A 22947-nucleotide genomic window follows, 5' to 3' on the forward strand; every position below is an offset into this window, starting at 1 on the left:
GCCTCCTAACCGATCCGCTCGCGACGACCGAGGATGCCCTGCGGCCGGACCATGAGCACGATGATCAACACGACCAGCGCGCCGATGGTCTTCATCTCCGGCGGGATCCACAGCGTGGAGACCTGGACGAACATGCCGACGACCAGCGAGCCGACGAGGGCGCCGTACGCGGTGCCCAGGCCGCCGAGGGTGACGCCGGCGAACATCAGCAGAAGGATCTGCTGGCCCATCTGGAAGTTCAGGTTCTGGGTGGTGCCGAGCAGGATGCCCGCCAGCGCGGCGATGCAGGTGCCGGCCGCCCAGACGATGCGGATGACCCGGTCGACGTTGATGCCCGACGACGAGGCCAGCGCCGGGTTGTCGGCGACCGCGCGGGTCGCCTTCCCGAGGCGGGTGTACGTCAGCGCGAGACCCACCGCGACCAGCACCACGATCTCGATGCCCATCGCGATGAGGCTCTTGGGCGTGGCCGAGATCGGGCCGATCTGGATGCCGGCCTGGGCGACGTACTGGTCGTAGGACTCGCCGCCACCGCCGAACAGGAACAGCAGCAGCGCCCGCAGGAACAGGGCGAGGCCGATCGAGATGATCATCATGGAGATCAGGCCGGTCTTGCGGCGCCGGAGCTGGCCCCAGAAGAAGCGGTCCTGCCCCCAGCCGAAGGCCGCCGCGACCACCAGCGCCAGCGGCGCCGCGATCAGCAGGTGGAGCCCGAGTGTGGTGTTGAAGAAGAACGCGAGGAAGGCGCCGATGGTGAGCAGCTCACCATGGGCGAAGTTGGTCAATCCGGTCGTACCGAAGATCAGTGACAGGCCTACCGCGCCGAGCGCGATGATCAAACCGAGGTTCAAGCCTTCGAAGACGAGCTGGGCGACACGCGTCCAGTAGGAGCTGCCACCCCCGTCTCCCTGCTGCCCCGCGGGCGGGGCGTTCGCGTCGACCAATCCGAACAGCACGTTGCGGGCGTTGCCCTCGAAGACCTGCACGGTCAGCGTGCCCCTGTTGGGGTCACGTAGTGCCTTCCCGGCAGGCAGGGTGGCCTGGTCCAGCGTCACCTTGTACGAGCCGGCCTCGTCGATGGGGACACTCCAGGTCCCATCAGGTCCGGTCGTGGCGGTTCCGACGGGCGCGTCAGCGTCGGACGTCACGGTGATTGTCACGCCTGGTACAGGCTGGCCTTGGAGTCTGAGTGTGCCTTTGACTTCTTCGCCCTCGGCCCACGCTGTGGACGCTCCGGCCAAGAAGACGAAGATGAGTCCACCCATGAAGGCCGTGAACGCGATCACGGCTCTGCGCAATGGTGCTCCTCGTAGGTCATGACGGGGTTGTGCCTCGTCATCCCGAACACGGGACACCGTGATAGGTCCACGGTGTAATGGCCGGAGCATAGAGCCGAACGCCCGGTTACGGACAGTTCGTCACCAATCGGTGACCTGCCTGTGTCATCGGCGTTTGCAAAGTCGGCGCAGGTGAGGGGCCGAAATGTCAGGGGATGTAAAGGACCCGTGGCGGCCTTTGGGGCCGTGCGGCACTTCCCCGGCGCCGCACGTTATCTACTCGGCTCGCCACGGGCCCTCGGCACCCAACGGTAGCGACCGTTGGGGCGGTTGTGTCAGCTTTCGGGTCAGGAATTCTACTGGTCACGCAGCATGCACGTGAGCCGCGAGGTGCACACCCTGCGACCCTCGTCGTCGACCACCTCGATCTGGTACGTCGCCAGCGTGCGCCCCAGGTGAAGAGGTGTGGCCGTGCCGGTCACGTATCCCGACCTGGCCGAACGGTGGTGGGTCGCGCTGATCTCGATGCCGACCGCGGCCCGGCCCTCGCCCGCCTGGAACATCGCCGCGATGGAACCGACCGTCTCTGCCAGCACCACGGAGGCCCCGCCGTGCAGCAGCCCGAACGGCTGGGTGTTGCCCTCGACGGGCATCCTGGCGACCACCTTCTCCGCGGTCACCTCGAGGAATTCGATGCCCATCCGATCGGGCAGATGACCGGTTCCTGAGGCGTTCATCAGAGCGACGAGCTCTTGGGTCAAGGCTCTTCCTTTCCGGGTGGTTCTGTCGTAGGGGGAGACTAGGCTCTGAGGGTGCCGAAGACCGAAGAGACCCCCCGCTTGCTGCTGCTTGACGGCCACTCGCTGGCCTACCGGGCGTTCTACGCGCTGAAGGACGCCAACCTCATGACGACCGACGGCCAGCACACCGAGGCGGTCTACGGTTTCCTGTCGATGCTGGTCAACATCATGCGCGACGAGGCACCGTCCCACCTGGTGGTCTGCTTCGACCGGAGTGAGCCGACCTTCCGCCACGAGGCCTTCGCCGCCTACAAGGCCAACCGGTCGGAGACCCCCGAAGACTTCCGCGGTCAGATGCAGCTCATCTACGAACTGCTCGACGTCATGAAGGTGCCCCACCTGTCCCTGGCCGGCTTCGAGGCCGACGACCTGATCGCCACCCTGGCCACCCGCGCCTCCGGCGAGGGGATGGATGTGCTGATCGTCACCGGCGACCGCGACGCCCTCCAGCTGGTCGACCCGAAGGTGACCGTTCTGATGACCCGCCGGGGCATCAGCGACATGACGCGCTTCACGCCCGACGCGGTCGTGGAGAAATACGGTCTGACCCCAAACCAATATCCCGACTTCGCGGCGCTGCGCGGCGACCCGAGCGACAACCTGCCGTCCATCCCGAGTGTGGGCGAGAAGACTGCCACCAAGTGGATCAGCGAGTTCGGGTCGCTCGACGAACTGGTCCGCCGGGCCGACGAGGTCAAGGGCAAGGTCGGCGACAAGCTCCGCGAGCACCTCGGCCAGGTCATCCACAACCGCATGCTCACCGAGTTGAAGCGCGACGTCGCGATCGACGCCGAGCCCGCGTCCCTGGTCATGGGCCAGTGGGACCGCGAAGAGCTCAACAAGATCCTCGACAGCCTCCAGATCCGGGGCGAGCTGCGCGAGCGCCTGTTCAAGGTGCTCGGCACCGCCGAGCCCGAGGTCGAGGGCGGCTTCGAGGCCGAGATCGTCACCCTGGAGCCCGGTGGCCTGGCCGCCTGGCTCGGCACCCTCGCCTCCGGCCGCACCGCGCTGGCCTTCGCCGGTTCCTGGGGCGCCGGCACCGGCCGCATCGACGCCATCGCCTTCGCCGCCGCCGGTGGCACCGCCGCCTACCTCGACCTGACCCGGCTGACCCCCGACGACGAGGCCGACCTGGCCGCCTGGCTGGCCGACGAGTCGATCGAGAAGGCCGTCCACGACAGCAAGGGCCCGCTGCTCGGCCTGTGGGCGCAGGGCTACGACCTGCGCGGCCTCACCTGCGACACCGCTCTCGCGGCCTACCTGGCGATGCCCGGCCAGCGCTCCTTCCCGCTCGACGACCTGGTGCTGCGCTATCTCCACCGCACGCTGACCAACACCGCCGAGACCAACGGCCAGACCAGCCTGTTCGACGACGCCGACGACACCGCCGCCCGCGACCTCGCGATGAAGGCCGTGGCCGTCCTCGACTTGGCCGAGGCGCTGGAGAACCACCTGTCCGAGCGCGGCGGCACCCGCCTGGTGACCGACGTCGAGCTCCCGCTGGTGCGGGTGCTGGCCGAGGTCGAGCGCAACGGCATCGCCGCCGACGGCGACTACTTCGCCGCTCTGGAGGCCGAGTTCGCCGCCGAGGTGAAGTTCGCCGTCGACGCCGCCCACGCGGCGGTGGGGGAGCAGTTCAACCTGGGCTCGCCCAAGCAGCTCCAGGAGATCTTCTTCGAGCGGCTCAACCTGCCGAAGACCAAGAAGATCAAGACCGGCTACAGCACCGACGCCGACCAGCTCGCCTGGCTGGCCACCCAGACCGACCACGAGCTCCCCACGATCATGCTCCGCCACCGCGACCAGCAGAAGCTGCGCACCACGGTCGAGGGCCTGATCAAGGAGATCGCCGACGACGGCCGCATCCACACGACGTTCAACCAGATCGTCGCCGCGACCGGCCGCCTGTCGTCGGAGAAGCCCAACCTCCAGAACATCCCGATCCGCACCTCCGAGGGCCGCCGCATCCGCAAGGGCTTCGTGGTCGGCCCCGGCTACGAGACCCTGCTCACGGCCGACTACAGCCAGATCGAGCTGCGCATCATGGCCCACCTGAGCGGCGACCGCTCGCTCGTCGAGGCCTTCGAGTCGGGCCACGACTTCCACGCCGCCACCGCCGCCAAGGTCTTCGACACCACGCCCGAGGCCGTCACGGGCGAGATGCGCGCCAAGATCAAGGCGATGAACTACGGCCTGGCCTACGGCCTGAGCGACTTCGGCCTCTCGGGCCAGCTCAACATCCCCGTGGCCGAAGCGCGCGCCCTGAAAGACGAATACTTCGAGGAGTTCGGCGGCATCCGCGACTTCCTCAACGCGATCGTCGCCCAGGCCCGCACCGACGGCTACACCTCCACCATCCTCGGCCGCCGCCGCTACCTCCCCGACCTGACCAGCGACAACAGGCAGCGCCGCGAGATGGCCGAGCGCATGGCCCTCAACGCCCCGATCCAGGGCAGCGCCGCCGACATCATCAAGGTCGCCATGCTGAACGTGCAGCGGGCGATCTCGGGGATGCAGTCGAGAATGCTCCTCCAGGTCCACGACGAACTCGTCTTCGAGGTCCACCCCGGCGAACTCGATGACCTGCGCCAGGTGGTCGTCAAGGAGATGGCCGCGGCATATGAACTGACGGTGCCGCTCGACGTATCTGTAGGTGTGGGCTCGAACTGGCAGGACGCCGGTCACTGAGAAGCCCAAGTCAAAGGCGCTTCTTCCGTTACGGCTCCGCCCGGCCGGCACCGACCGCCGTCCCCGGCCCACGCCGTGGCCGGCGCCAACCGGGCGCGCCCGGGTCGCCGGGTGACCGGCCCGGGTGAGGCGCGACCGAGGATGGGTGGAATTTTGGCCTTTGTGGGTAATCCCCTGGTTATGGCCCCTGGCTTTGAGGGGCTTTCACCTCGTTCCAACGGGTGATCACGGCTAAAGTCGGGTGACTGTGCGGAAGGTTGTGTCGCTCACGGGTGTGGCCAATGTCGTGGTGGTCACGCTTGGCCTGATCGTGCTCTCGGTCATGCACGGCCCCGCGTCCCCGCCCCGCACCCAGGCGCCCCACCCCGAGGCGCAGAAGAAGGTCGAGCAGGCGCCGCCGCCCCCGGCCAAGCCCGCGTTACCCGGGTTCGCCCTTCCGGCCCCCGTACAGGCGACCGAAGAGTCGGCCCGGACGGCCAAGGCCAACGAGCTCGGGCTCGTGCCGGTGCTCATGTACCACCGGATCCGGTGGGATCGCAGCGCGTCGATCGACCGCACGCCCAAGCAGTTACGGGTCGAGCTGGAGCGGCTGGCGCGGGCGGGTTACGTGCCGGTCACCGCTGCCGAGTTCGTCGAGGGGAGGATGGACGTCGCCGCCGGGGCCCACCCGGTCGTGCTCACCTTCGACGACGGCAACCCCAGCCACTTCGCGCTCGACGCCGACGGCCACCCGATGAAGGACACCGCCGTGGCGGTGATCTTCGACGTCGCGAAGAAGTACCCCTCCTTCCGTCCGGTCGCCACCTTCTATGTCAACCGCGAGCCCTTCGGGCTGCAGGGTGTGGACGCCCAGAAGGCCGGGGTCCGGTGGTTACTCGACCACGGCTTCGAGGTGGCGAACCACACGTGGGCCCACCAAGACCTGCGGGCCCTCTCCAACAAGAAGGTCAGCGAGCAGATCGTGCGGGGCGAGCGGCTGCTGAAGAAGCTCGGCGTCGATGATTTCGCCACTTTCGCCCTCCCGTTCGGGTCACGTCCGAGAAAGGGCTCCCTGGGACGCGGGGGGTCGTGGGACGGCTCCAAGTACAAGTACGAAGGCGTGTTCCTGGCCGGGGCCGAGCCGTCGAAGTCGCCCTTCGCGAAGGGGTACGACCCCCGTGAAATCCAGCGGATCCAGGCGAACGGGCTGGCCGGCGACTGCCGCAGGTGGTGCTCGACCTACTGGCTCAAGTGGCTCGACGATCATCCGGGCGAGCGCTACACGGCCGACGGAGATCCCACGAGTCTCTCCGCGCCTCGCCAACTTCGGGCTAAACTTGCTTCAAAGCGTGGCAAAAAGGTTATCTACTATTAAGCTGCGTACCGAGCCTTCGGATTGACCCCGCTCGTCTGGTCTCATATGCTGATCGCTGCGCTGTGGGCTCGCGCGCGCCTCGAAGGGAGCGGGCTCGCGCTCGCTCAATCCTGATCCCCGGACTTGAACGAAGCAGGCCTGCTGCGCTTCGACACAACGACATCTGTCCGGTTCGGAGCAATTCCACACATGACGAGCAGCACTGAGGCCACCTCGAACACCCCGCAGGTAGCGGTCAACGACATCGGTTCGGAGGAGGCCTTCCTCGCCGCGATCGACGAGACCATCAAGTACTTCAACGATGGTGACATCGTCGAAGGCACCGTCGTCAAGGTCGATCGAGACGAGGTCTTGCTCGACATCGGCTACAAGACCGAGGGCGTCATCCCCTCGCGCGAGCTTTCGATCAAGCACGACGTCGACCCCGCTGAGGTCGTCGAGGTCGGCGAGCACGTCGAGGCCCTGGTTCTCCAGAAGGAGGACAAGGAAGGCCGTCTGATCCTCTCCAAGAAGCGCGCACAGTACGAGCGCGCCTGGGGCACGATCGAAAAGATCAAGGACGAAGACGGCATCGTCACCGGCACGGTCATCGAAGTTGTCAAGGGTGGTCTCATCCTCGACATCGGCCTGCGTGGCTTCCTCCCGGCGTCTTTGGTCGAAATGCGGCGCGTGCGCGACCTGCAGCCCTACGTCGGCCGTGAACTCGAGGCCAAGATCATAGAGCTCGACAAGAACCGCAACAACGTGGTTCTGTCGCGCCGCGCCTGGCTGGAGCAGACCCAGTCCGAGGTCCGCCAGACCTTCCTCAACACCCTCCAGAAGGGCCAGGTCCGCAAGGGCGTCGTGTCCTCGATCGTCAACTTCGGCGCCTTCGTCGACCTTGGCGGCGTCGACGGCCTGGTCCACGTGTCCGAACTGTCCTGGAAGCACATCGACCACCCGTCTGAGGTCGTCGAAGTCGGCCAGGAGGTCACGGTCGAGGTCCTCGACGTCGACATGGAGCGCGAGCGCGTCTCCCTGTCGCTGAAGGCGACCCAGGAAGACCCGTGGCAGCAGTTCGCCCGCACCCACCAGATCGGCCAGGTCGTGCCGGGTCGCGTCACCAAGCTGGTGCCGTTCGGCGCGTTCGTCCGGGTCGAGGAGGGCATCGAGGGCCTGGTCCACATCTCCGAACTGGCCGAGCGTCACGTGGAGATCCCCGAGCAGGTCGTCCAGGTCGGCGACGAGATCTTCGTGAAGATCATCGACATCGACCTCGACCGTCGCCGCATCTCGCTCTCGCTGAAGCAGGCGAACGAGAACGCCGGCGTCGACGTCGAGTTCGACCCCACGCTCTACGGCATGGCCGCGACGTACGACGACCAGGGGAACTACATCTACCCCGAGGGCTTCGACGCCGAGACCGGCGAGTGGCTCGAGGGCTTCGACAAGCAGCGCGAGGAGTGGGAGCGGCAGTACGCCGAGGCTCAGACCCGCTTCGAGGCTCACAAGAAGCAGGTCGAGCAGGCCCGCGCCGAAGACGCGGAGGCCAACGAGGCCGCCCCGTCTTCCTACACGGGTGAGACCCAGACCACCACCGCGTCGACGGGCGGCGCGCTCGCCTCCGACGAGGCCCTGGCCGCGCTCCGCGAGAAGCTCGCGGGTGGCCAGAGCTAAGAGCTCATCAAAAGCCCCGTCCACCAAGGTGGACGGGGCTTTTTGTTTTTCATGTACGCGCTTCGGTTCGTGTGCGGGCGAGCTCGCGGGGCTGCCGTGACGGGCCCGGGAGGTTGGGTGTCGGGTCGAACCGATAGTGATCTACTTTGTAAAGGCGTCGGAGCGGATAAGGTGGCGCGATGTTCACGATCGAGCGTGCCGGGTCCTCCGATGCCGGAGAGATTCTCACCCTCCAGCGCGCCGCCTACGTCAGCGAGGCGCAGCTCTACGGCGACCCTTTCATCGCCCCGCTGGTCGAGTCGCTCGAGCAGCTCCGTAAGGCCATCGAGAGCGGGATCCTGCTGAAGGCCGTCGACGGCGGCCGCATCGTCGGGGCAGTGCGTGGCGTGGTCGCCGATCTGACGCCGGGCACCTCCAACGGGCGCGCCTGCGTCGTCGGGCGTCTCGTCGTGGCCCCGGACCGCCAGGGCGAGGGGATCGGCACCGCCCTGCTGGAGGCGCTCCACGAGCGGGTGACCGAGGAGTACTCCGATGTCCGCGCCTTCGACCTGTTCACCGGCCATCTCTCGGACGCCAACCTGCGGCTCTACAAGCGGCTCGGCTATGGCGAGACGCGTCGCGAGCGCGTCCAAGACCACCTGACGATGGTGCACATGCGACGGGTCAGTACGATCGGGTCGTGAAAATCGGGCTCACCGGCGGCATCGGGTCGGGCAAGAGCGAGGCCAGCAAGCGGCTGGCCGCACGCGGCGCGGTCGTCATCGACGCGGACAAGATCGCCCGCGAGGTCGTCGAACCGGGCACCGAGGGCCTGGCCGAGATCGTCGCCGCCTTCGGGACGGAGGTCCTGCGCCCCGACGGCGCCCTCGACCGGGAGAAACTCGGCTCGATCGTGTTCTCCGACGCGGAGAAGCTCACAACCCTGAACGGGATCGTCCATCCGAAGGTCGGCGAGCGCGTCCAGCAGCTTCTGGACGATGTTCCGGAGGGTGGCGTGATCGTTTATGACGTACCGCTGCTGGCCGAGAACAAGCTGGCACCCACCTTCGACCATGTGATCGTCGTCGACACCGACGACGAGACCCGGATCCGCCGGCTGGCGGAGAACCGGGGCATGTCCGAGTCGGACGCACGGGCCCGCATCGCGGCCCAGGCGTCCCGCGAGGAGCGGCTGTCGATCGCAGACACGGTGATCGACAACAACGGCACCGTCGACGACCTCGACCGCCAGATCGACGAGGCGTGGGCCCGGCTGACGTCGAGCTGAGAACACCGACAACGAGACGGCAGCCCAGCCTCCGGGCCCTTGCGACGGTGTGTCATCGGGTCCCGGCGCGGAGATGGGCGGGATATCTACCGCATCGCCTCGTAGCCGGTCCCGGGCGGGCGCCCGTGTCCTTGGCGACCTCTTGCTGGGAGGCGGCGATCTCCTCGGCTGTCACTTCGGTGATGTCGACATCGGCGGCCCATTCGAATCGGGACAGCACGTCTGCAAGCGCCTGCTTCTGGGGCAGTCCTTGAGCCAGGCGCCACGCGGTGCTCAGGATAAGGACGGCAGCGATCTGGTGATCGCGGGCATCGACTGCCGGTTCCCCCGGCAGAGGATTGGCAGCTGCTCGCCGACGGCACCGGCACGGTGTCTGCCTTCCCGCAGGATCAGGGCCCGCAGTGGACCGACATAGTCGACCGCGCCCCGGACGCGAGCGGACGGAGCTACGCCTCTGAGGGTGTCTTCCTCCACGTTCTGTGGTCGGGGACGACCTCACCACCTGTCGGCGGATGGGGGAGGTTGCCGTCAACGAAGCGCGATCATTCTTTCTCGGCGGCGCCATGCTGCGGGGCACGATCAGGGCGCCCTGGCGGCCGTGAGCCGGCCGTGGTGACCCCGGGATCAGGGCCCTGAGCCCGGGTTTCCGGGTCGGGGCTCGGGGCCGTTTTCCGGTCGGGCACAATCTTTCGCCGGGGCGGTCACGATCGGTGGGGCTCGGGCGGCTGGGTGATCGGGTTGGGTTCGGTGTTGAAGCGGTTGCGGGTGCTCGACTGGGTTCGGGGTGGGCTGTTGCTCGCCGGGCTGGTGTGTCTGGCCACGGGCGTGCTTCCCTGGGCCGCCGCTGAAGGCGGTCTTCGGCGGATCGCGCCGTTGCTCGTGTTCCTCTGTGCCGTCATCGTGCTGGCCGAGCTGGCCAAGGAGGCGCGGGTCTTCGATGTCGTCGCGGCGACGCTGGCCCGTACCGGCAAGGGGCGTTATCCGGCTCTTTTCGCCGTCTGCTTCGGGTTCGCGGCCGTTTCCACGATCTTCCTGAACCTGGACACGACGGCCGTTCTGCTCACTCCGGTCCTGCTGGCGATGGCGGCCCGTTCCGGCATCCCGGGGCTGCCGCTGGCGATGACCACCGTCTGGCTGGCCAACACCGCCAGTCTGCTGCTCCCGGTCTCCAACCTGACGAACCTGTTGGCGGCCGACCGGCTCAATCTGCCGCCGCTGGAGTTCGCGCGCCACATGTGGCTGCCGCAGGTGGTGATCCTCGCGCTCACGGCGGTGTTCCTGTGGATCTTCTACTGGCGGCGCCACCCGGCCTCGTACACGCTGCCGGAGAAGGTGGAGATCGGGGATCCCGTGGTGTTCAGGGTGCTCGCCGCCGCCTGTCTGACGTTCGCCGTCGCGGTGCTGGGTGGGGTGCCGATCGAGGTGGCCGCCGTGGTGGCGGCGGTCGTCGCGGTCGGGGTGTTCGCGTGGCGGGATCGGGGGCGGTTGTCGTTCGCGCTGATCCCGTGGGGGCTGCTGGTGTTCGTGACCGGGCTGTTCCTGGTCGTGGGGGCGCTGGAGGCCCAAGGGGTGCTCGACGGGCTCGGGGGCGGCGACCCGTTCGCCGTGGCGGCCTTGGGGGGCGGGCTGGGGAACGTGGTCAACAATCTGCCCGCCTACGTCGCGGTCGAGCAGGGACTTCCGCCGGGAGATACCCGGGCCATTCTCGCGCTGCTCATCGGGACCAACGCCGGGACGATCGTGACGCCCTGGGGGTCGCTGGCCACGTTGCTGTGGTTCGAGCAGTGCCGGCGGTTCGGGCTGCGGGTGCCGGTGGGCAGGTTCGTGGCGACCGGGCTGGGGCTGGCGGTCTGTTGCGTGGGGTTCGGGGTGCTGGTTCTCCCCGGATAAGGGAAACGGCTCCCGCGTCGCGGAAGCCGTACCGGAAAGAAAGAGCCGTTAGAACCAGCCGCGGCGCTGGGCCATCTGGTGGAGGCCGTTGTTGAGGGCCTGCTCGGCCGCGCCCAGGTCGCCGTTGAGGGGGACCGTGAAGCGGTTGTAGGTGTCGTGGCTGGAGCTCATGAAGCCGCCGCGCTTGTCGGCCTCGAGGATGACGTCGACCGCGTGGGGGCTGGTGATGAAGGTCAGTTCGAGGGCGTTGAAGTGGCGGCTCCACTGGGGGCCGGCGTAGTACTCGATCTCCTGGAAGAACGGCATGCGGGAGCCCTGGAGGGTGCCGCGCTCGAGGTCGGCCTTGCTGAACCGGAAGCCCTGGCGGTCGAGCGCCATGATCAGGTGCTCCTGGATGGGGAGCGGGGTGACGAACAGCGGGTCGAGGTCGCCCTTGTCGAGCGCGCCCGCGAGGGACAGTTCGGTCTTCACGCCGAGCTTCATGCCGCGCAGCGGGTGGCCGCCGATAGCGCTGATCGGGGTCTCCCACGGGACCGGGATCTGGAAGGGCGCGGAGTGGCGGGCGCCAGCGGTGAGGTGGAAGGGGCCGGCGACCTGCTGGCGCAGGAAGCTGTAGTTGGCGTGGTATTCGTTGTCGCCGCTCTCGACCTCCACGACCGCCGTGAAGTCGATGAAGATGCCCTCGACGTTGTAGTCGCTGCCGCCACCCGCGAAATTGACCTGGCCGGAGAGGGTGTCGCCGGGGCGGACGGTCGAAGTGGCGAGGACCGTGTCGACCTCGACGCCGGCGCCGAAGGCGGCCATGAGCTTGCGGAAGACCATTTTAGGAGGCTCCTACTAATTTGTGACGGTTGATCGCTTAACGGCCGACTCAGGCCGCGGGGTTCCCCAACCTGGTGCTTCTGTAACCTAACGGGGCTGACTTGCCGTCGGCTTGCAAACGGGTGACCCCCGGAATTGTCGGTGGGGGCGCGTAGGTTATGGAGGCGTGAGGCCGGTAACAGATTTGCAGCGCAAGGTGGCGCCCTTCCAGGTCGTCACAGAGATGTCGCCGTCCGGTGACCAGCCGACGGCGATCGCCGAGCTGGAACGGCGGGTGAGCGCGGGGGAGAAGGACACCGTCGTCCTGGGCGCGACCGGAACCGGTAAGACCGCGACGGTGGCGTGGCTCGTGGAGAAGCTCCAGCGGCCCGCCCTGGTGATGCAGCCCAACAAGACGCTCGCGGCCCAGTTCGCCAACGAGCTGCGCGAGATGTTGCCCAACAACGCGGTCGAATACTTCGTCAGTTACTACGACTACTACCAGCCTGAGGCCTACGTCCCGCAGAGCGACACCTACATCGAGAAGGACTCCTCGATCAACGAGGAGGTCGAGCGGCTGCGCCACTCGGCGACCAACTCGCTGCTGACCCGCCGCGACACGATCGTGGTCGCCTCGGTGTCGTGCATCTACGGCCTGGGCACCCCGCAGGAATATGTCGATCGCATGCTGCGCCTGAAGGTCGGCCAGGAGATCGAGCGTGACCGCCTGCTGCGCCGCCTGGTCGACATGCAGTACGCGCGCAACGACCTCGCCTTCACCCGGGGCACCTTCAGGGTGCGTGGCGACACGATCGAGATCATTCCTCAGTACGAAGAGCTCGCCGTCCGCATCGAGATGTTCGGCGACGAGGTCGAGAAGCTGGCCACGCTCCACCCGCTCACGGGCGAGGTGATCACCGAGGACACCGAGCTCTACATCTTCCCGGCGTCCCACTACGTGGCCGGTCCCGAGCGCATGGAGCGCGCGATCAACAGCATCGAGGCCGAGCTGTCCGGGCGGCTGGCCGAGCTGGAGGGCCAGAACAAGCTGCTGGAGGCCCAGCGCCTGCGCATGCGCACGACCTACGACATCGAGATGATGCGCCAGATCGGCTCGTGCTCCGGCATCGAGAACTACTCCCGCCACATCGACGGCCGTGAGGCCGGTTCGGCCCCCTACACCCTGCTCGACTACTTCCCCGAAGACTTCCTGCTGGTCCTCGACGAGTCCCACCAGACCGTCCCCCAGATCGGCGCGATGTACGAAGGCGACGCCTCCCGCAAGCGCACCCTGGTCGACCACGGGTTCCGCCTGCCGTCGGCGATGGACAACCGCCCGCTGAAGTGGGAGGAGTTCCTCGGCCGCATCGACCAGACGGTCTACCTGTCGGCCACCCCGGGCCCCTATGAGCTGGGCCGGGCGAAGGGCGAGTTCGTCGAGCTGGTCATCCGCCCGACCGGCCTGGTCGACCCCGAGGTCGTGATCAAGCCCACGAAGGGCCAGATCGACGACCTGATGGAGGAGATCCGCACCCGCGCCGACCGCGACGAGCGGGTCCTGGTCACCACGCTGACCAAGAAGATGTCCGAAGACCTGACCGACTACCTGCTGGAGAACGGCATCCGGGTCCGCTACCTGCACAGCGAGGTCGACACGCTCCGGCGCATCGAGCTGCTGCGCGAGCTGCGGGTGGGCGAGTTCGACGTCCTGGTCGGCATCAACCTCCTCCGTGAGGGCCTCGACCTGCCCGAGGTGTCGCTGGTCGCCATCCTCGACGCCGACAAGGAGGGCTTCCTCCGGTCGGAGACGTCGCTGATCCAGACCATCGGGCGTGCGGCGCGAAACGTCTCGGGCCAGGTCCACATGTACGCCGACAAGATCACCCCCAGCATGGAGCGGGCGATCGACGAGACGAACCGGCGCCGGGCCAAGCAGATCGCCTACAACGAGGCGGCCGGCATCGACCCGCAGCCGCTCCGCAAGAAGATCGCCGACATCCTCGACTCGCTGAACCGCGAAGACGCCGACACGGCCGAGCTCCTCGGCGGCGGCGGTCGCCAGCAGTCGCGCGGCAAGGCCCCCGTCCCGGGCCTGAAGTCGCGCCAGGCGGGCCAGCACGCCAAGGCGATCGTCGGGGAGATGCCCCGGGCCCAGCTCGAGTCCCTGGTCGAATCGCTCACCGAGCAGATGCACGCCGCGGCGGCCGACCTCCAGTTCGAGGTCGCGGCCCGGCTGCGCGACGAGATCAAGGAGCTGAAGCGTGAGGTCCGCGACATGAAGACGGCGGGCGTGGGGTGACCGGCGACCTGTTCGCGGGGATCCCGGTGTCCGACCTCGCCGTGGCCCTCGACTGGTACGAACGGTTACTGGGGTCGCCGCCAGAGTTCTTCCCGAACGACGTGGAGGCCGTGTGGGGGCTCGGGGAGCATCGGTATGTGTACATCGAGCTGCTCCCCGAGCGGGCCGGTCATGCGCTGAACACGGTCTTCGTGAGCGATCTCGACACGGTGCTGGCGGGGATCGCCGAGCGGGGGCTGGAGCCGGCGCAGCAGGAGACCTACTCGAACGGCGTCCGCAAGGTCACCTACCGCGACCCCGACGGCAACGAGATCGGCTTCGGCGGTGGTCCCGCCTCGGATTGAGCGCGAGGTGATCCCGGTGAGCCGTCCCGCCGTGGGGTCGTTGATGGCGCGGTGTCCGTCGTGCGGGTGGTTCCGATACGGCGGAGCGCCTGACTGCGCCGACTGCCTGGCCCTCGTCGACGCGATCGTCGAGTCGGTGTGGCCGGGCCTCCTCCGGGAGTACGGTTCCTCCGCCGACGAGCGAACCTTGGCCGAGATGGTCGTCGACGAGCCGCAGGCCCACGACTGGCGGGTGGTCGACGCCGCGATGGACCGGGTGCCCTGCGGGGAGTGCGGGGCGTTCCTCGGGCGGGGGCCGGTGGGGTGCGGGCCGTGCGACCTGGCCCACGGGTTCCGGTTCTCGGCGAGGGAGACCGACAGGGCGGGGGTGCCGCCGGGAAACGAGCACGCCATCCGGGTGAACGTGGCGATCATCCGCAACCCGCATCGGTCCGGGTCGGCGATGGATCTCTGGGGTCGGCGGGCGCTGCTGTCGCCGATGCTGGCGGGATGGCTGCCCACGATCAGGGAAGCCCAGCGGGCGGGCGCGTTGATCAAGCGAGGCATCGACTACGAGACCCTGATGGCACCTCTCGCCCACCTCGCCGAGAACTGAGAGAGCTCGCTCACCTGGTCAGGCTTCGGGGTTCAGCGCCCACGTGTCGCATGCGTGGGCTCTCATGTGCCCGCTTGCAGCATTGGCCGATCCTCCAGCGCCCACCTGCCGCATGGGTCGGCTCGTCACCGAGGTCCGGCCGGACCTGGTGATCCGCGGTGAGCAGATGCCCGTCCTCGACGGCATTTCGGCCGCCGAGCGAATCGTGTTGAATCCTGACGGTGTTTCGCGACGGGAGACACTAGGGCGCCTGCATCCGGCATGCACCGGTTCTTGTGCGAGGTTCGCGGCAGTGCCGTTAGACCACTGCGGATCTTGCTCGGCGGGTCTGTTTGAAGCGTCTCAGTTTTCGGAGTGCCAGCCAGCCGATCACGATGAAGGCCGCGAGGAAGACCAGCACCAGCAAAGGCAGGAAGACGGCCACCAGGCTCAGGCTCAGTGAGCTCGCGTCTTCCACCGTGCTCACGACCGGGGCGCCGACTCCGGCCGTCGTGGCGTTGACCACGGGTCGCGCGCTCGACTTCACCGTGTGGACGATCAAGGCCGTCACGATGCCCAGCACCCAGCCGACCGCCGGGTGCTCCGCCATCCACGTCGAGTTGTCGAGCTGCGAGGCCGCCGAGGTCGCGCTGAAGACCACGCCACCGGCAGCAGGGCGGACCGCGGTCTGGATCATGTCGTTCACGTGGTCGACGACCGGGACCTTGTCCAGGACGAACTCGGCCAGCAGGAGCACCCCGATGATGCCCAGCACCCAGCCGTTCGACAGCCACGCGTATTCGGACGGCAGCTTCACCGCGTCGGTCACGTTGGCCAGGACGCCGACGACCATCAGCGGGATGTAGGCGTTCAGGCCGGCCGCCGTCGACAGGCCCAGCCCGGTCAGTGTCGCTAACACAGCGGATCGACCTCCCTTCGAGGGGGACAACGACCCACTATTACGAAATATCCCCGGAAGTTCCGGCGATCCGCATCAACCGGACCTCCGGCGCCACCCAGCCCTCCTCCGGAGAGTACCGCCGTACGATCTTCGCGGGCACCCCGGCGATCACGCAGTGGTCCGGGAACTCGCCCCGAACTACGGCCCCACCTGCGACGACGCACTGGCGGCCGATGCGGGTGCCGGGCAGGATGATGGCGCCCGTACCGAGCCAGGAGCCCTCGCCGATGCTGACCGGATTGTTACGCGGCCACTGGCGGCCGACCGGGATCGACGGGTCGTCGTAGACGTGGTTCTGGTCGGTGATGTAGACGTACGGGCCGGTGAAGACGTGGTCGCCGATGTCGATCGACTGGTGGCCGACGATGTGGCTGCCGCGGCCGATCGAGCAGGAGCCGCCGATGCGGACCAGCGACGACGGGCCGAGGTCGATGCCGGGCCACATGCCGGCCGAGATCGACACCCGTTCGCCGATCAGGGTGTGGTCGCCGATCTCGATCCACTGCTCACCGAAGATGGCTCCGACCGGGAAGGCGATGCACACGCCGTCGCCCAGCCTGCGGAAGCGGTATCCGGCCGGAGAGTGCGGGCTGATGGCTCCCGCATCTCGTACGACATCCCACATCCGGTGGATCAGACGGCCGAGCAACCGTCGCCTCATCGACATAACGGATCAAGTTACCTTCTTGTGAAATCGCCATCCATGGCGGGTTACCGCACGTGGGTGGGCTGGGGACACCAGGCTTTGATAGGCTCGAAGCCCGTGGACATGGCCGACACTTTTTCGGACCACGGGAGACTCCTTGCGAAACGCCGTTAGCACCAAACACCTGTTCGTCACCGGCGGCGTCGCCTCCAGCCTCGGCAAGGGCCTGACGGCCTCCAGTCTTGGCCGGCTGCTCAAGCTCCGCGGGCTCCGTGTGACAATGCAGAAACTCGACCCCTACCTCAACGTCGACCCCGGAACGATGAATCCGTTCCAGCACGGTGAGGTCTTCGTCACCGATGACGGCGCTGAGACCGACCTCGACGTCGGCCATTATGAACGCTTCCTCGACACCGAGTTGCACGGTTCGGCGAACGTCACAACCGGCCAGGTTTACTCCAACGTCATCGCCAAAGAGCGCCGCGGCGAGTATCTCGGTGACACCGTGCAGGTGATCCCGCACATCACCAACGAGATCAAAGACCGCATCAGGGGCATGGCGGGCCCCGACGTCGACGTCGTCATCACCGAGGTCGGCGGGACCGTCGGCGACATCGAGTCGCTGCCCTTCCTGGAGGCGGTCCGGCAGGTCCGCCACGAGGTGGGCCGCGACAACGTCTTCTTCCTGCACGTCTCGCTGCTGCCCTACATCGGGCCCAGCGGGGAGCTGAAGACGAAGCCGACGCAGCACTCCGTCGCCGCGCTGCGCAGCATCGGCATCCAGCCCGACGCGATCGTCTGCCGGTCCGACCGGCCGATCACCAACTCCCTCAAGCGCAAGATCAGCCTGATGTGCGACGTCGACGAAGATGCCGTCGTCTCCGCCATCGACGCGCCGTCGATCTACGACATCCCCAAGGTGCTGCACGCCGAGGGCCTCGACGCCTACGTCGTGCGCCGCCTGGGGCTGCCGTTCCGCGACGTCGAGTGGACCGAATGGGATGAACTTCTCAAGCGGGTTCACAAGCCGTCCAAGGAGGCCACCATCGCGCTGGTCGGCAAATACGTCGACCTGCCCGACGCCTACCTTTCGGTCACCGAGGCCCTGCGAGCCGGCGGCTTCGCCAACGACGCCAGGGTCAACATCCGCTGGGTGACCAGCGACGACTGCCAGACCCAGGAGGGGGCGGCACGCGAGCTCGACGGCGTCGACGGGGTGCTCATCCCCGGTGGCTTCGGTGTGCGGGGGATCGAGGGCAAGATCGGCGCGATCCGGCACGCCAGAGAGAACAAGATCCCCCTGCTGGGCATCTGCCTGGGCATGCAGGGCATGGTCATCGAGGCGGCCCGCAACCTGGCCGGCATCGAGGGGGCCAACAGCGCCGAGTTCGACCCCGACGTCAAGCACCCGGTCATCTCGACGATGGCCGACCAGGAGGACGTCGTCGCGGGTGAGCGCGACATGGGCGGCACCATGCGGCTGGGCATCTACACCGCCAAGCTCAGCGAGGGCTCGCTGGCCCGCCAGCTCTACGGGAAGGCCAAGGCCGACGAGCGGCACCGCCACCGCTACGAGGTCAACAACGCCTACCGCGAGCGCCTGGAGAAGGTCGGCGTGACGTTCTCGGGCCTGTCGCCCGACGGCCGTCTGGTCGAATACGCCGAGCTGGCCGCCGACCAGCATCCCTTCTTCATCGGTACGCAGGCGCACCCCGAGTTCCGCTCGCGTCCGACCAGGGCACACCCGCTGTTCCGGGGCCTCATCGCGGCCTCGATCGCGCATGGCGAGGGCCGCGCCAAGGCGGTGAAGGCCAAGTGATCGTCGCCGACGTCGGCGAGAAGTGGGAGGTCACCGGGTCACGTGAACGGTTCTCCGCGCGGATCATCTCGGCCGTGACGGACACGGTCGTGATGCCGGGGGAAAAGACAGCCGACCGTGACTATGTGATGCATCCCGGTTCGGTGTCGGTGGCCGCGATCGACGAGCACGGGCGAGTGCTGCTGCTGCGGCAGTACCGCCATCCCGTCCGCAAACTGCTCTGGGAGCTGCCCGCAGGTATTCGCGACGTTCCCGGCGAGTCTCTGGTCGAGTGCGCGGCCAGGGAGTTGGCCGAGGAGGCCGGCTACCGGGCAACGACCTGGCACACCCTGGTCGATCTCTTCACCTCGCCGGGGATGAGCAATGAGCGCAACCGGGTCTTCCTGGCCAGGGGTCTGGAAAGGATTCCTGACGAAGAGAACACCTACGTCCGGCATCACGAAGAGATCGACATGCCCGTGGAATGGGTACCTCTGGACGAAGCGGTAGAGAAGGCGCTGGCCGGAATGATCCACAATTCCCCCGCCATCGCCGGTATTCTCGCCGCGTACGCCGCATCCTCCGACGACTTCAAGGGCCTGCGGGCCGCGACCGCGCCGGAGGCCTGAACCAGGGGACCTACGCTGAGCTCGCCGGAAGTCGTACTCACCAGCTACCTCGCCCATCTGGCGGTGGAGCGGGGCCTTTCGGCGAACACGCTGGCCTCATACCGCCGTGACCTGCGACGTTACGTCGACCATCTGTCCTCGCGCGGCCTGTGCTCCATCGGCCAGGTCGCCGAGGCCGATGTGGTCAGCTTCCTGGCGGCGCTGCGGGAGGGCGACGACGATCATCCGGCCCTGGTCGCCAGTTCGGCGGCCAGGGCCGTTTCGGCCGTCAGGGGCCTCCACCGGTTCGCGCTGCGCGAGGGCGTCTCGGGGCACGACCCGGCCAACCAGGTCCGCCCCCCGCGCACCCTGCGGCGGCTGCCGAAGGCGATCACCGTCGACGACGTGGAACGTCTCATCGCCGCCTCGGGCCCCGACGAGGCGCCTCTGACGTTCCGGAACCGCGCCCTTCTCGAGGTCCTGTACGGCACGGGCGCCCGCATCTCCGAAGCGGTGGGCCTGGCGGTCGACGACATCGCCGCGGCCTCACAGGTGGTGCTGCGCGGCAAGGGCGGTACGACCAGGATCGTTCCTCTCGGCCGCTATGCCCGATCGGCCCTCGATTCCTATCTCGTCCGGGCGCGCCCTCAGATCGCCTCTCACGGCCGGGGAACGCCCGCTCTGTTCCTCAACGCCCGGGGCGGCCGTCTGACCCGTCAGGGCGCCTGGGAGGTCCTCCAGTCGGCCGCCGAGCGGGCCGGTCTGTCCGGTGTGTCCCCGCACATGTTGCGCCATTCGTTCGCAACCCACCTTCTCGACGGCGGCGCCGACGTTAGGGTGGTGCAGGAACTGCTGGGCCACGCCTCGGTGACCACCACTCAGGTCTACACACTGGTGACGGTCGACCGGCTCCGAGAGGTGTACGCCGCTGCGCATCCCCGCGCACGCAGGTGATGCACTTCCATTACCCTTGCTTTGCTTGGGCGCGGCGCCTTGCCGCATACGTGACTACCCTCTAGATTCGGTCCGATTCGGGACCGTCAGGGAGGTTCAACAGGTGACTGCGACCACAGACGAGACGTGGACCGCGGCGAATCCGGGTGCCCTGGGTCCGACCGGGCGCCCCCGCCCCGTCTTCCCCGAACCGCCCGCGCCCGAGAGCCACGGTCCCGCGCGGGTCGTCGCCATGGTGAACCAGAAGGGTGGCGTCGGTAAGACGACCACCACGATCAACCTCGGCGCCGCGTTAGCCGAGGTCGGGCAGAAGGTGCTGCTGGTCGACTTCGACCCGCAGGGCGCCCTCTCGGTGGGCCTGGGCATCGACCCCCGCCCGCTCGAGACGACGATCTACGACCTCCTCATGGAGGAGCCCGACGTCACCGCGGAAGACGCGCTGCTGGCCACCAGCGTCGAGGGCATGGACCTGCTGCCCAGCAACATCTTCCTCTCCGGCGCCGAAATTCGGCTGGTCAACGAGGTCGCCAGGGAATACGCCCTCCAGCGCAGCCTGGAGCCCCTGCTTCCCTACTACGACATCTGCCTGATCGACTGCCAGCCCTCGCTGGGCCTGCTCACGGTCAACGCCCTGACCTGCGCCCACAGCGTCATGATCCCCCTGGAGTGCGAGTTCTTCGCGCTGCGCGGCGTGGCCCTGCTGATGGAGTCGATCTCCAAGGTCCAGGAGCGCCTCAACAAGACGCTGGAGATCGACGGTCTCCTCGCCACCATGTACGACCCCCGCACCCTCCACGCCCGCGAGGTCCTCGCGACGATCATGCAGGGCTTCGGCGACAAGGTCTTCCACACCGTCATCAACCGGACCGTCCGCTTCCCCGACGCCACCCTGGCCGGTGAGCCGATCACCCAGTTCGACCCGGGTTCGATGGGTGCGACCGCCTACCGTGAGCTGGCCCGTGAGGTGCTCGTCCGCTGGCCCGCGCGGCACTGAGTTCTGGGGGACAATGGCTCGGTGACCGAGCCGGAGACCGCAGCGCCTGAAGAGGGCTTCCACGTCCACCTTGAGGTGTTCGAGGGCCCCTTCGACCTGCTGCTCGGGCTGATCGCCAAGCACAAGCTCGACATCACCGAGGTGTCGCTCAGCAAGGTCACCGACGAGTTCATCGCCTACATCCGGTCGCGGGGCCCCGAGTGGGACCTCGACCAGACGAGCCACTTCCTGCTGGTCGCGGCCACCCTGCTCGACCTCAAGGCGGCCCGGCTGCTGCCGACCGGCGAGGTGGAGGACGAAGAGGACCTCGCCCTGCTGGAGGCCCGTGACCTGCTGTTCGCGCGGTTGCTGCAATATCGGGCGTACAAGGAAGTGGCGAAGATCTTCTCGGGGCGGATGGCCGAGGAGGCGCTGCGCTTCCCGCGCGTGGTGCCGCTGGAGCCCGCGTTCGCGAACCTGCTGCCCGAGCTGGTGCTCGGGATCGGGCCCGAACGGCTGGCCGAGATCGCCCGCAGGGCGTTCACCCCGAAGCTCCCGCCCACCGTTTCCGTCACCCACATGTACCAACCCCTCGCCTCCGTACGCGAACAGGCCGCTATCCTGGTCGAGCGGTTGCGCCGGGCGGGCACCGCGACATTCCGGGCGCTGACCTCCGACTGCGCCGGCCCTTTCGAAGTGGTGGCGAGGTTCCTCGCCGTTCTGGAGCTGTTCCGCGAGTCCGCGGTCACCTTCGATCAGGCCGAGCCTCTGGGGGATCTCTACGTGACCTGGACCGGAACGGCCGACGGCAACGTGCTCGTCGGCCACGACTACGACGAGTCGCGACGAGAAGAGGATGAAGGTGTCTGACCTCCGGATGGGGCTCGAGGCCATCCTTCTCGTCGTCGACGAACCCGTCGAGGAGATCACCCTCGCGCAGGTCCTCGAACGGCCGACCGTCGAGGTCGGGGCCGCACTGCGCGAACTGTCGGCGGAATACACCTCCGCCGGGAGGGGTTTTGATCTGAGAGAGGTCGCCGGAGGATGGCGCCTCTACACCCGCGCCGAATGCGCTCCGCTGGTGGAGCGGTTCGTGCGCGACGGCCAGCAGGCGCGGCTGACCCAGGCCGCCCTGGAGACCCTCGCCGTGGTCGCCTACCGACAGCCCGTCAGCCGGGCCAGGGTGGCGGCGATCCGCGGCGTCAACAGCGACGGCGTCATGCGCACGCTCGCCGCCCGCGGCCTCGTCGAAGAGGCCGGGACCGACCCGGAGAGCCAGGCCGTGCTCTACCGGACCACCAGCTACTTCATGGAGAGGCTGGGCCTGCGGGACCTTTCCGAGCTCCCCGAACTCGCGCCCTTCCTCCCCGACGACGACACTCTTGAGGAGCAATCCAAGTGAACAAGCGAACCCCGTCCGGTGATGGACGCGGTCGAGGCAACTCCTTCCGCGCGGGCCGTTCAGGCGCCCGCGGCTCCGGCTCCGGTTCCGGTGGCCCCGCCAAGCGGGGTGGCTTCGGCTCCCGCGACGACCGGGGCGGCTCCGGCTCCTCGGGCGGCTCCGGCTTCCGCAGCGACCGGGGCGGTTCCGGCGCCCGCGACTCCCGCGGCGGCGACCGGACCTACGGATCCCGGGACGACCGGCCCCAGCGGAGCGGCCCCCGCGACGACAGCGCCCGTTCCGACCGCCCTTACGGCGACCGGCCGCAGCGGTCCTACAACAACGACCGCCCCGCGCGCGACGACCGCCCGCGTTCCGACCGTCCCTACGGCGACCGGCCGCAGCGCTCCTTCAACAACGACCGGCCCTCGCGTGACGACCGGCCGCAGCGCTCTTACAACGATGACCGGCCCGCTCGCCCTTATGGTGACCGGCCGCAGCGGTCGTTCGGTAACGACCGGCCCGCGCGTGATGACCGTCCGCGTTCCGACCGTCCTTACGGTGACCGGCCGCAGCGTTCCTACAACGATGACCGGCCTGCTCGCCCTTATGGTGACCGGCCGCAGCGGTCGTTCGGTAACGACCGGCCCGCGCGTGATGACCGTCCGCGTTCCGA

20 protein-coding genes and 2 pseudogenes are annotated in these 22947 nt (G+C 68.0%); 17 read left to right on the top strand and 5 right to left on the bottom strand.

Annotation, left to right across the window (positions count from 1 at the left end):
* Positions 1 to 5: 5 nt before the first annotated feature.
* Positions 6 to 1148, bottom strand: a complete 1143-nt coding sequence (locus ACYQ78_RS03410; protein ID WP_459799167.1) for a branched-chain amino acid ABC transporter permease — start codon at positions 1146 to 1148, stop codon at positions 6 to 8.
* Between the two features lie 485 nt (positions 1149 to 1633).
* Positions 1634 to 2014, bottom strand: a complete 381-nt coding sequence (locus tag ACYQ78_RS03415; protein WP_459799742.1) for a hotdog fold thioesterase — start codon at positions 2012 to 2014, stop codon at positions 1634 to 1636.
* Between the two features lie 75 nt (positions 2015 to 2089).
* On the opposite strand from ACYQ78_RS03415, the gene polA reads away from it, so the two are divergent.
* The 6 genes from polA (at position 2090) to ACYQ78_RS03445 (ending at position 10932) form a co-directional block, all read left to right on the top strand.
* A complete protein-coding gene (polA, locus tag ACYQ78_RS03420) occupies positions 2090 to 4765 on the top strand; it encodes a DNA polymerase I (protein WP_459799168.1) in 2676 nt (891 codons plus the stop codon).
* A gap of 247 nt (positions 4766 to 5012) precedes the next feature.
* Entirely contained in the window at positions 5013 to 6119 is a 1107-nt protein-coding gene (locus ACYQ78_RS03425) for a polysaccharide deacetylase family protein (RefSeq protein WP_459799169.1), read from the top strand.
* A gap of 189 nt (positions 6120 to 6308) precedes the next feature.
* Positions 6309 to 7775: a 30S ribosomal protein S1 gene (rpsA, locus tag ACYQ78_RS03430; protein WP_459799170.1), complete on the top strand. Its 1467-nt coding sequence runs from the start codon at positions 6309 to 6311 to the stop codon at positions 7773 to 7775.
* A gap of 179 nt (positions 7776 to 7954) precedes the next feature.
* On the top strand, positions 7955 to 8458 hold the full coding sequence (locus ACYQ78_RS03435; RefSeq protein ID WP_459799171.1) for a GNAT family N-acetyltransferase: 504 nt from the start codon (positions 7955 to 7957) through the stop codon (positions 8456 to 8458).
* Between the two features lie 2 nt (positions 8459 to 8460).
* Positions 8461 to 9042, top strand: coding sequence for a dephospho-CoA kinase (gene coaE, locus ACYQ78_RS03440; RefSeq protein WP_459799743.1), 582 nt, complete (start codon positions 8461 to 8463; stop codon positions 9040 to 9042).
* A gap of 747 nt (positions 9043 to 9789) precedes the next feature.
* Positions 9790 to 10932 (top strand): ArsB/NhaD family transporter, encoded by a 1143-nt coding sequence (locus tag ACYQ78_RS03445; RefSeq protein WP_459799744.1) that lies wholly within the window; start codon positions 9790 to 9792, stop codon positions 10930 to 10932.
* Positions 10933 to 10980: 48 nt separating this feature from the next.
* Here the strand turns inward: ACYQ78_RS03445 and ACYQ78_RS03450 are convergent, their stop codons facing one another.
* A complete protein-coding gene (locus ACYQ78_RS03450) occupies positions 10981 to 11754 on the bottom strand; it encodes a sporulation protein (protein WP_459799172.1) in 774 nt (257 codons plus the stop codon).
* A gap of 166 nt (positions 11755 to 11920) precedes the next feature.
* Here ACYQ78_RS03450 and uvrB point away from each other — a divergent pair, with 166 nt between their 5' ends.
* The 4 genes and pseudogenes from uvrB to ACYQ78_RS03470 all read left to right on the top strand — a co-directional run.
* Entirely contained in the window at positions 11921 to 14032 is a 2112-nt protein-coding gene (gene uvrB / locus ACYQ78_RS03455) for an excinuclease ABC subunit UvrB (protein ID WP_459799173.1), read from the top strand.
* On the top strand, positions 14029 to 14376 hold the full coding sequence (locus tag ACYQ78_RS03460) for a VOC family protein (protein WP_459799174.1): 348 nt from the start codon (positions 14029 to 14031) through the stop codon (positions 14374 to 14376). The genes uvrB and ACYQ78_RS03460 overlap by 4 nt, the downstream gene beginning before the upstream one ends.
* A gap of 16 nt (positions 14377 to 14392) precedes the next feature.
* Entirely contained in the window at positions 14393 to 14971 is a 579-nt protein-coding gene (locus ACYQ78_RS03465) for a hypothetical protein (RefSeq protein WP_459799175.1), read from the top strand.
* Positions 14972 to 15089: 118 nt separating this feature from the next.
* Positions 15090 to 15176 (top strand): annotated as a pseudogene (locus ACYQ78_RS03470) (response regulator); the annotation flags it as partial.
* Positions 15177 to 15269: 93 nt separating this feature from the next.
* Here the strand turns inward: ACYQ78_RS03470 and ACYQ78_RS03475 are convergent.
* Together ACYQ78_RS03475 and ACYQ78_RS03480 are read right to left on the bottom strand one after the other, a co-directional pair.
* A complete protein-coding gene (locus tag ACYQ78_RS03475; protein WP_459799176.1) occupies positions 15270 to 15869 on the bottom strand; it encodes a DUF4126 domain-containing protein in 600 nt (199 codons plus the stop codon).
* A 40-nt stretch (positions 15870 to 15909) separates the two neighbouring features.
* Complete coding sequence (locus ACYQ78_RS03480; protein WP_459799177.1) at positions 15910 to 16572, bottom strand: acyltransferase; 663 nt, start codon at positions 16570 to 16572, stop codon at positions 15910 to 15912.
* A 142-nt stretch (positions 16573 to 16714) separates the two neighbouring features.
* Here ACYQ78_RS03480 and ACYQ78_RS03485 point away from each other — a divergent pair, with 142 nt between their 5' ends.
* From ACYQ78_RS03485 to ACYQ78_RS03515, 7 genes and pseudogenes are all read left to right on the top strand, one after another.
* Positions 16715 to 18376 (top strand): CTP synthase, encoded by a 1662-nt coding sequence (locus ACYQ78_RS03485; protein ID WP_459799178.1) that lies wholly within the window; start codon positions 16715 to 16717, stop codon positions 18374 to 18376.
* Entirely contained in the window at positions 18373 to 18984 is a 612-nt protein-coding gene (locus ACYQ78_RS03490) for an NUDIX domain-containing protein (protein ID WP_459799179.1), read from the top strand. The genes ACYQ78_RS03485 and ACYQ78_RS03490 overlap by 4 nt, the downstream gene beginning before the upstream one ends.
* Positions 18985 to 18999: 15 nt before the next feature.
* Complete coding sequence (gene xerD, locus ACYQ78_RS03495) at positions 19000 to 19917, top strand: site-specific tyrosine recombinase XerD (protein ID WP_459799745.1); 918 nt, start codon at positions 19000 to 19002, stop codon at positions 19915 to 19917.
* A gap of 103 nt (positions 19918 to 20020) precedes the next feature.
* Positions 20021 to 20911: a ParA family protein gene (locus ACYQ78_RS03500; protein ID WP_459799180.1), complete on the top strand. Its 891-nt coding sequence runs from the start codon at positions 20021 to 20023 to the stop codon at positions 20909 to 20911.
* 21 nt (positions 20912 to 20932) lie between these two features.
* Positions 20933 to 21760, top strand: coding sequence for a segregation and condensation protein A (locus ACYQ78_RS03505; protein WP_459799181.1), 828 nt, complete (start codon positions 20933 to 20935; stop codon positions 21758 to 21760).
* Positions 21747 to 22292 carry an SMC-Scp complex subunit ScpB gene (gene scpB, locus ACYQ78_RS03510; RefSeq protein WP_459799182.1) on the top strand — a complete coding sequence of 182 codons (546 nt, stop codon included), beginning with the start codon at positions 21747 to 21749 and terminating at the stop codon, positions 22290 to 22292. Before ACYQ78_RS03505 ends, scpB begins: the two co-directional genes overlap by 14 nt.
* Positions 22289 to 22947 (top strand): annotated as a pseudogene (locus tag ACYQ78_RS03515) (hypothetical protein); the annotation flags it as partial. The gene scpB and the pseudogene ACYQ78_RS03515, both read left to right, overlap by 4 nt.

Source organism: Herbidospora sp. RD11066 (assembly GCF_054661255.1).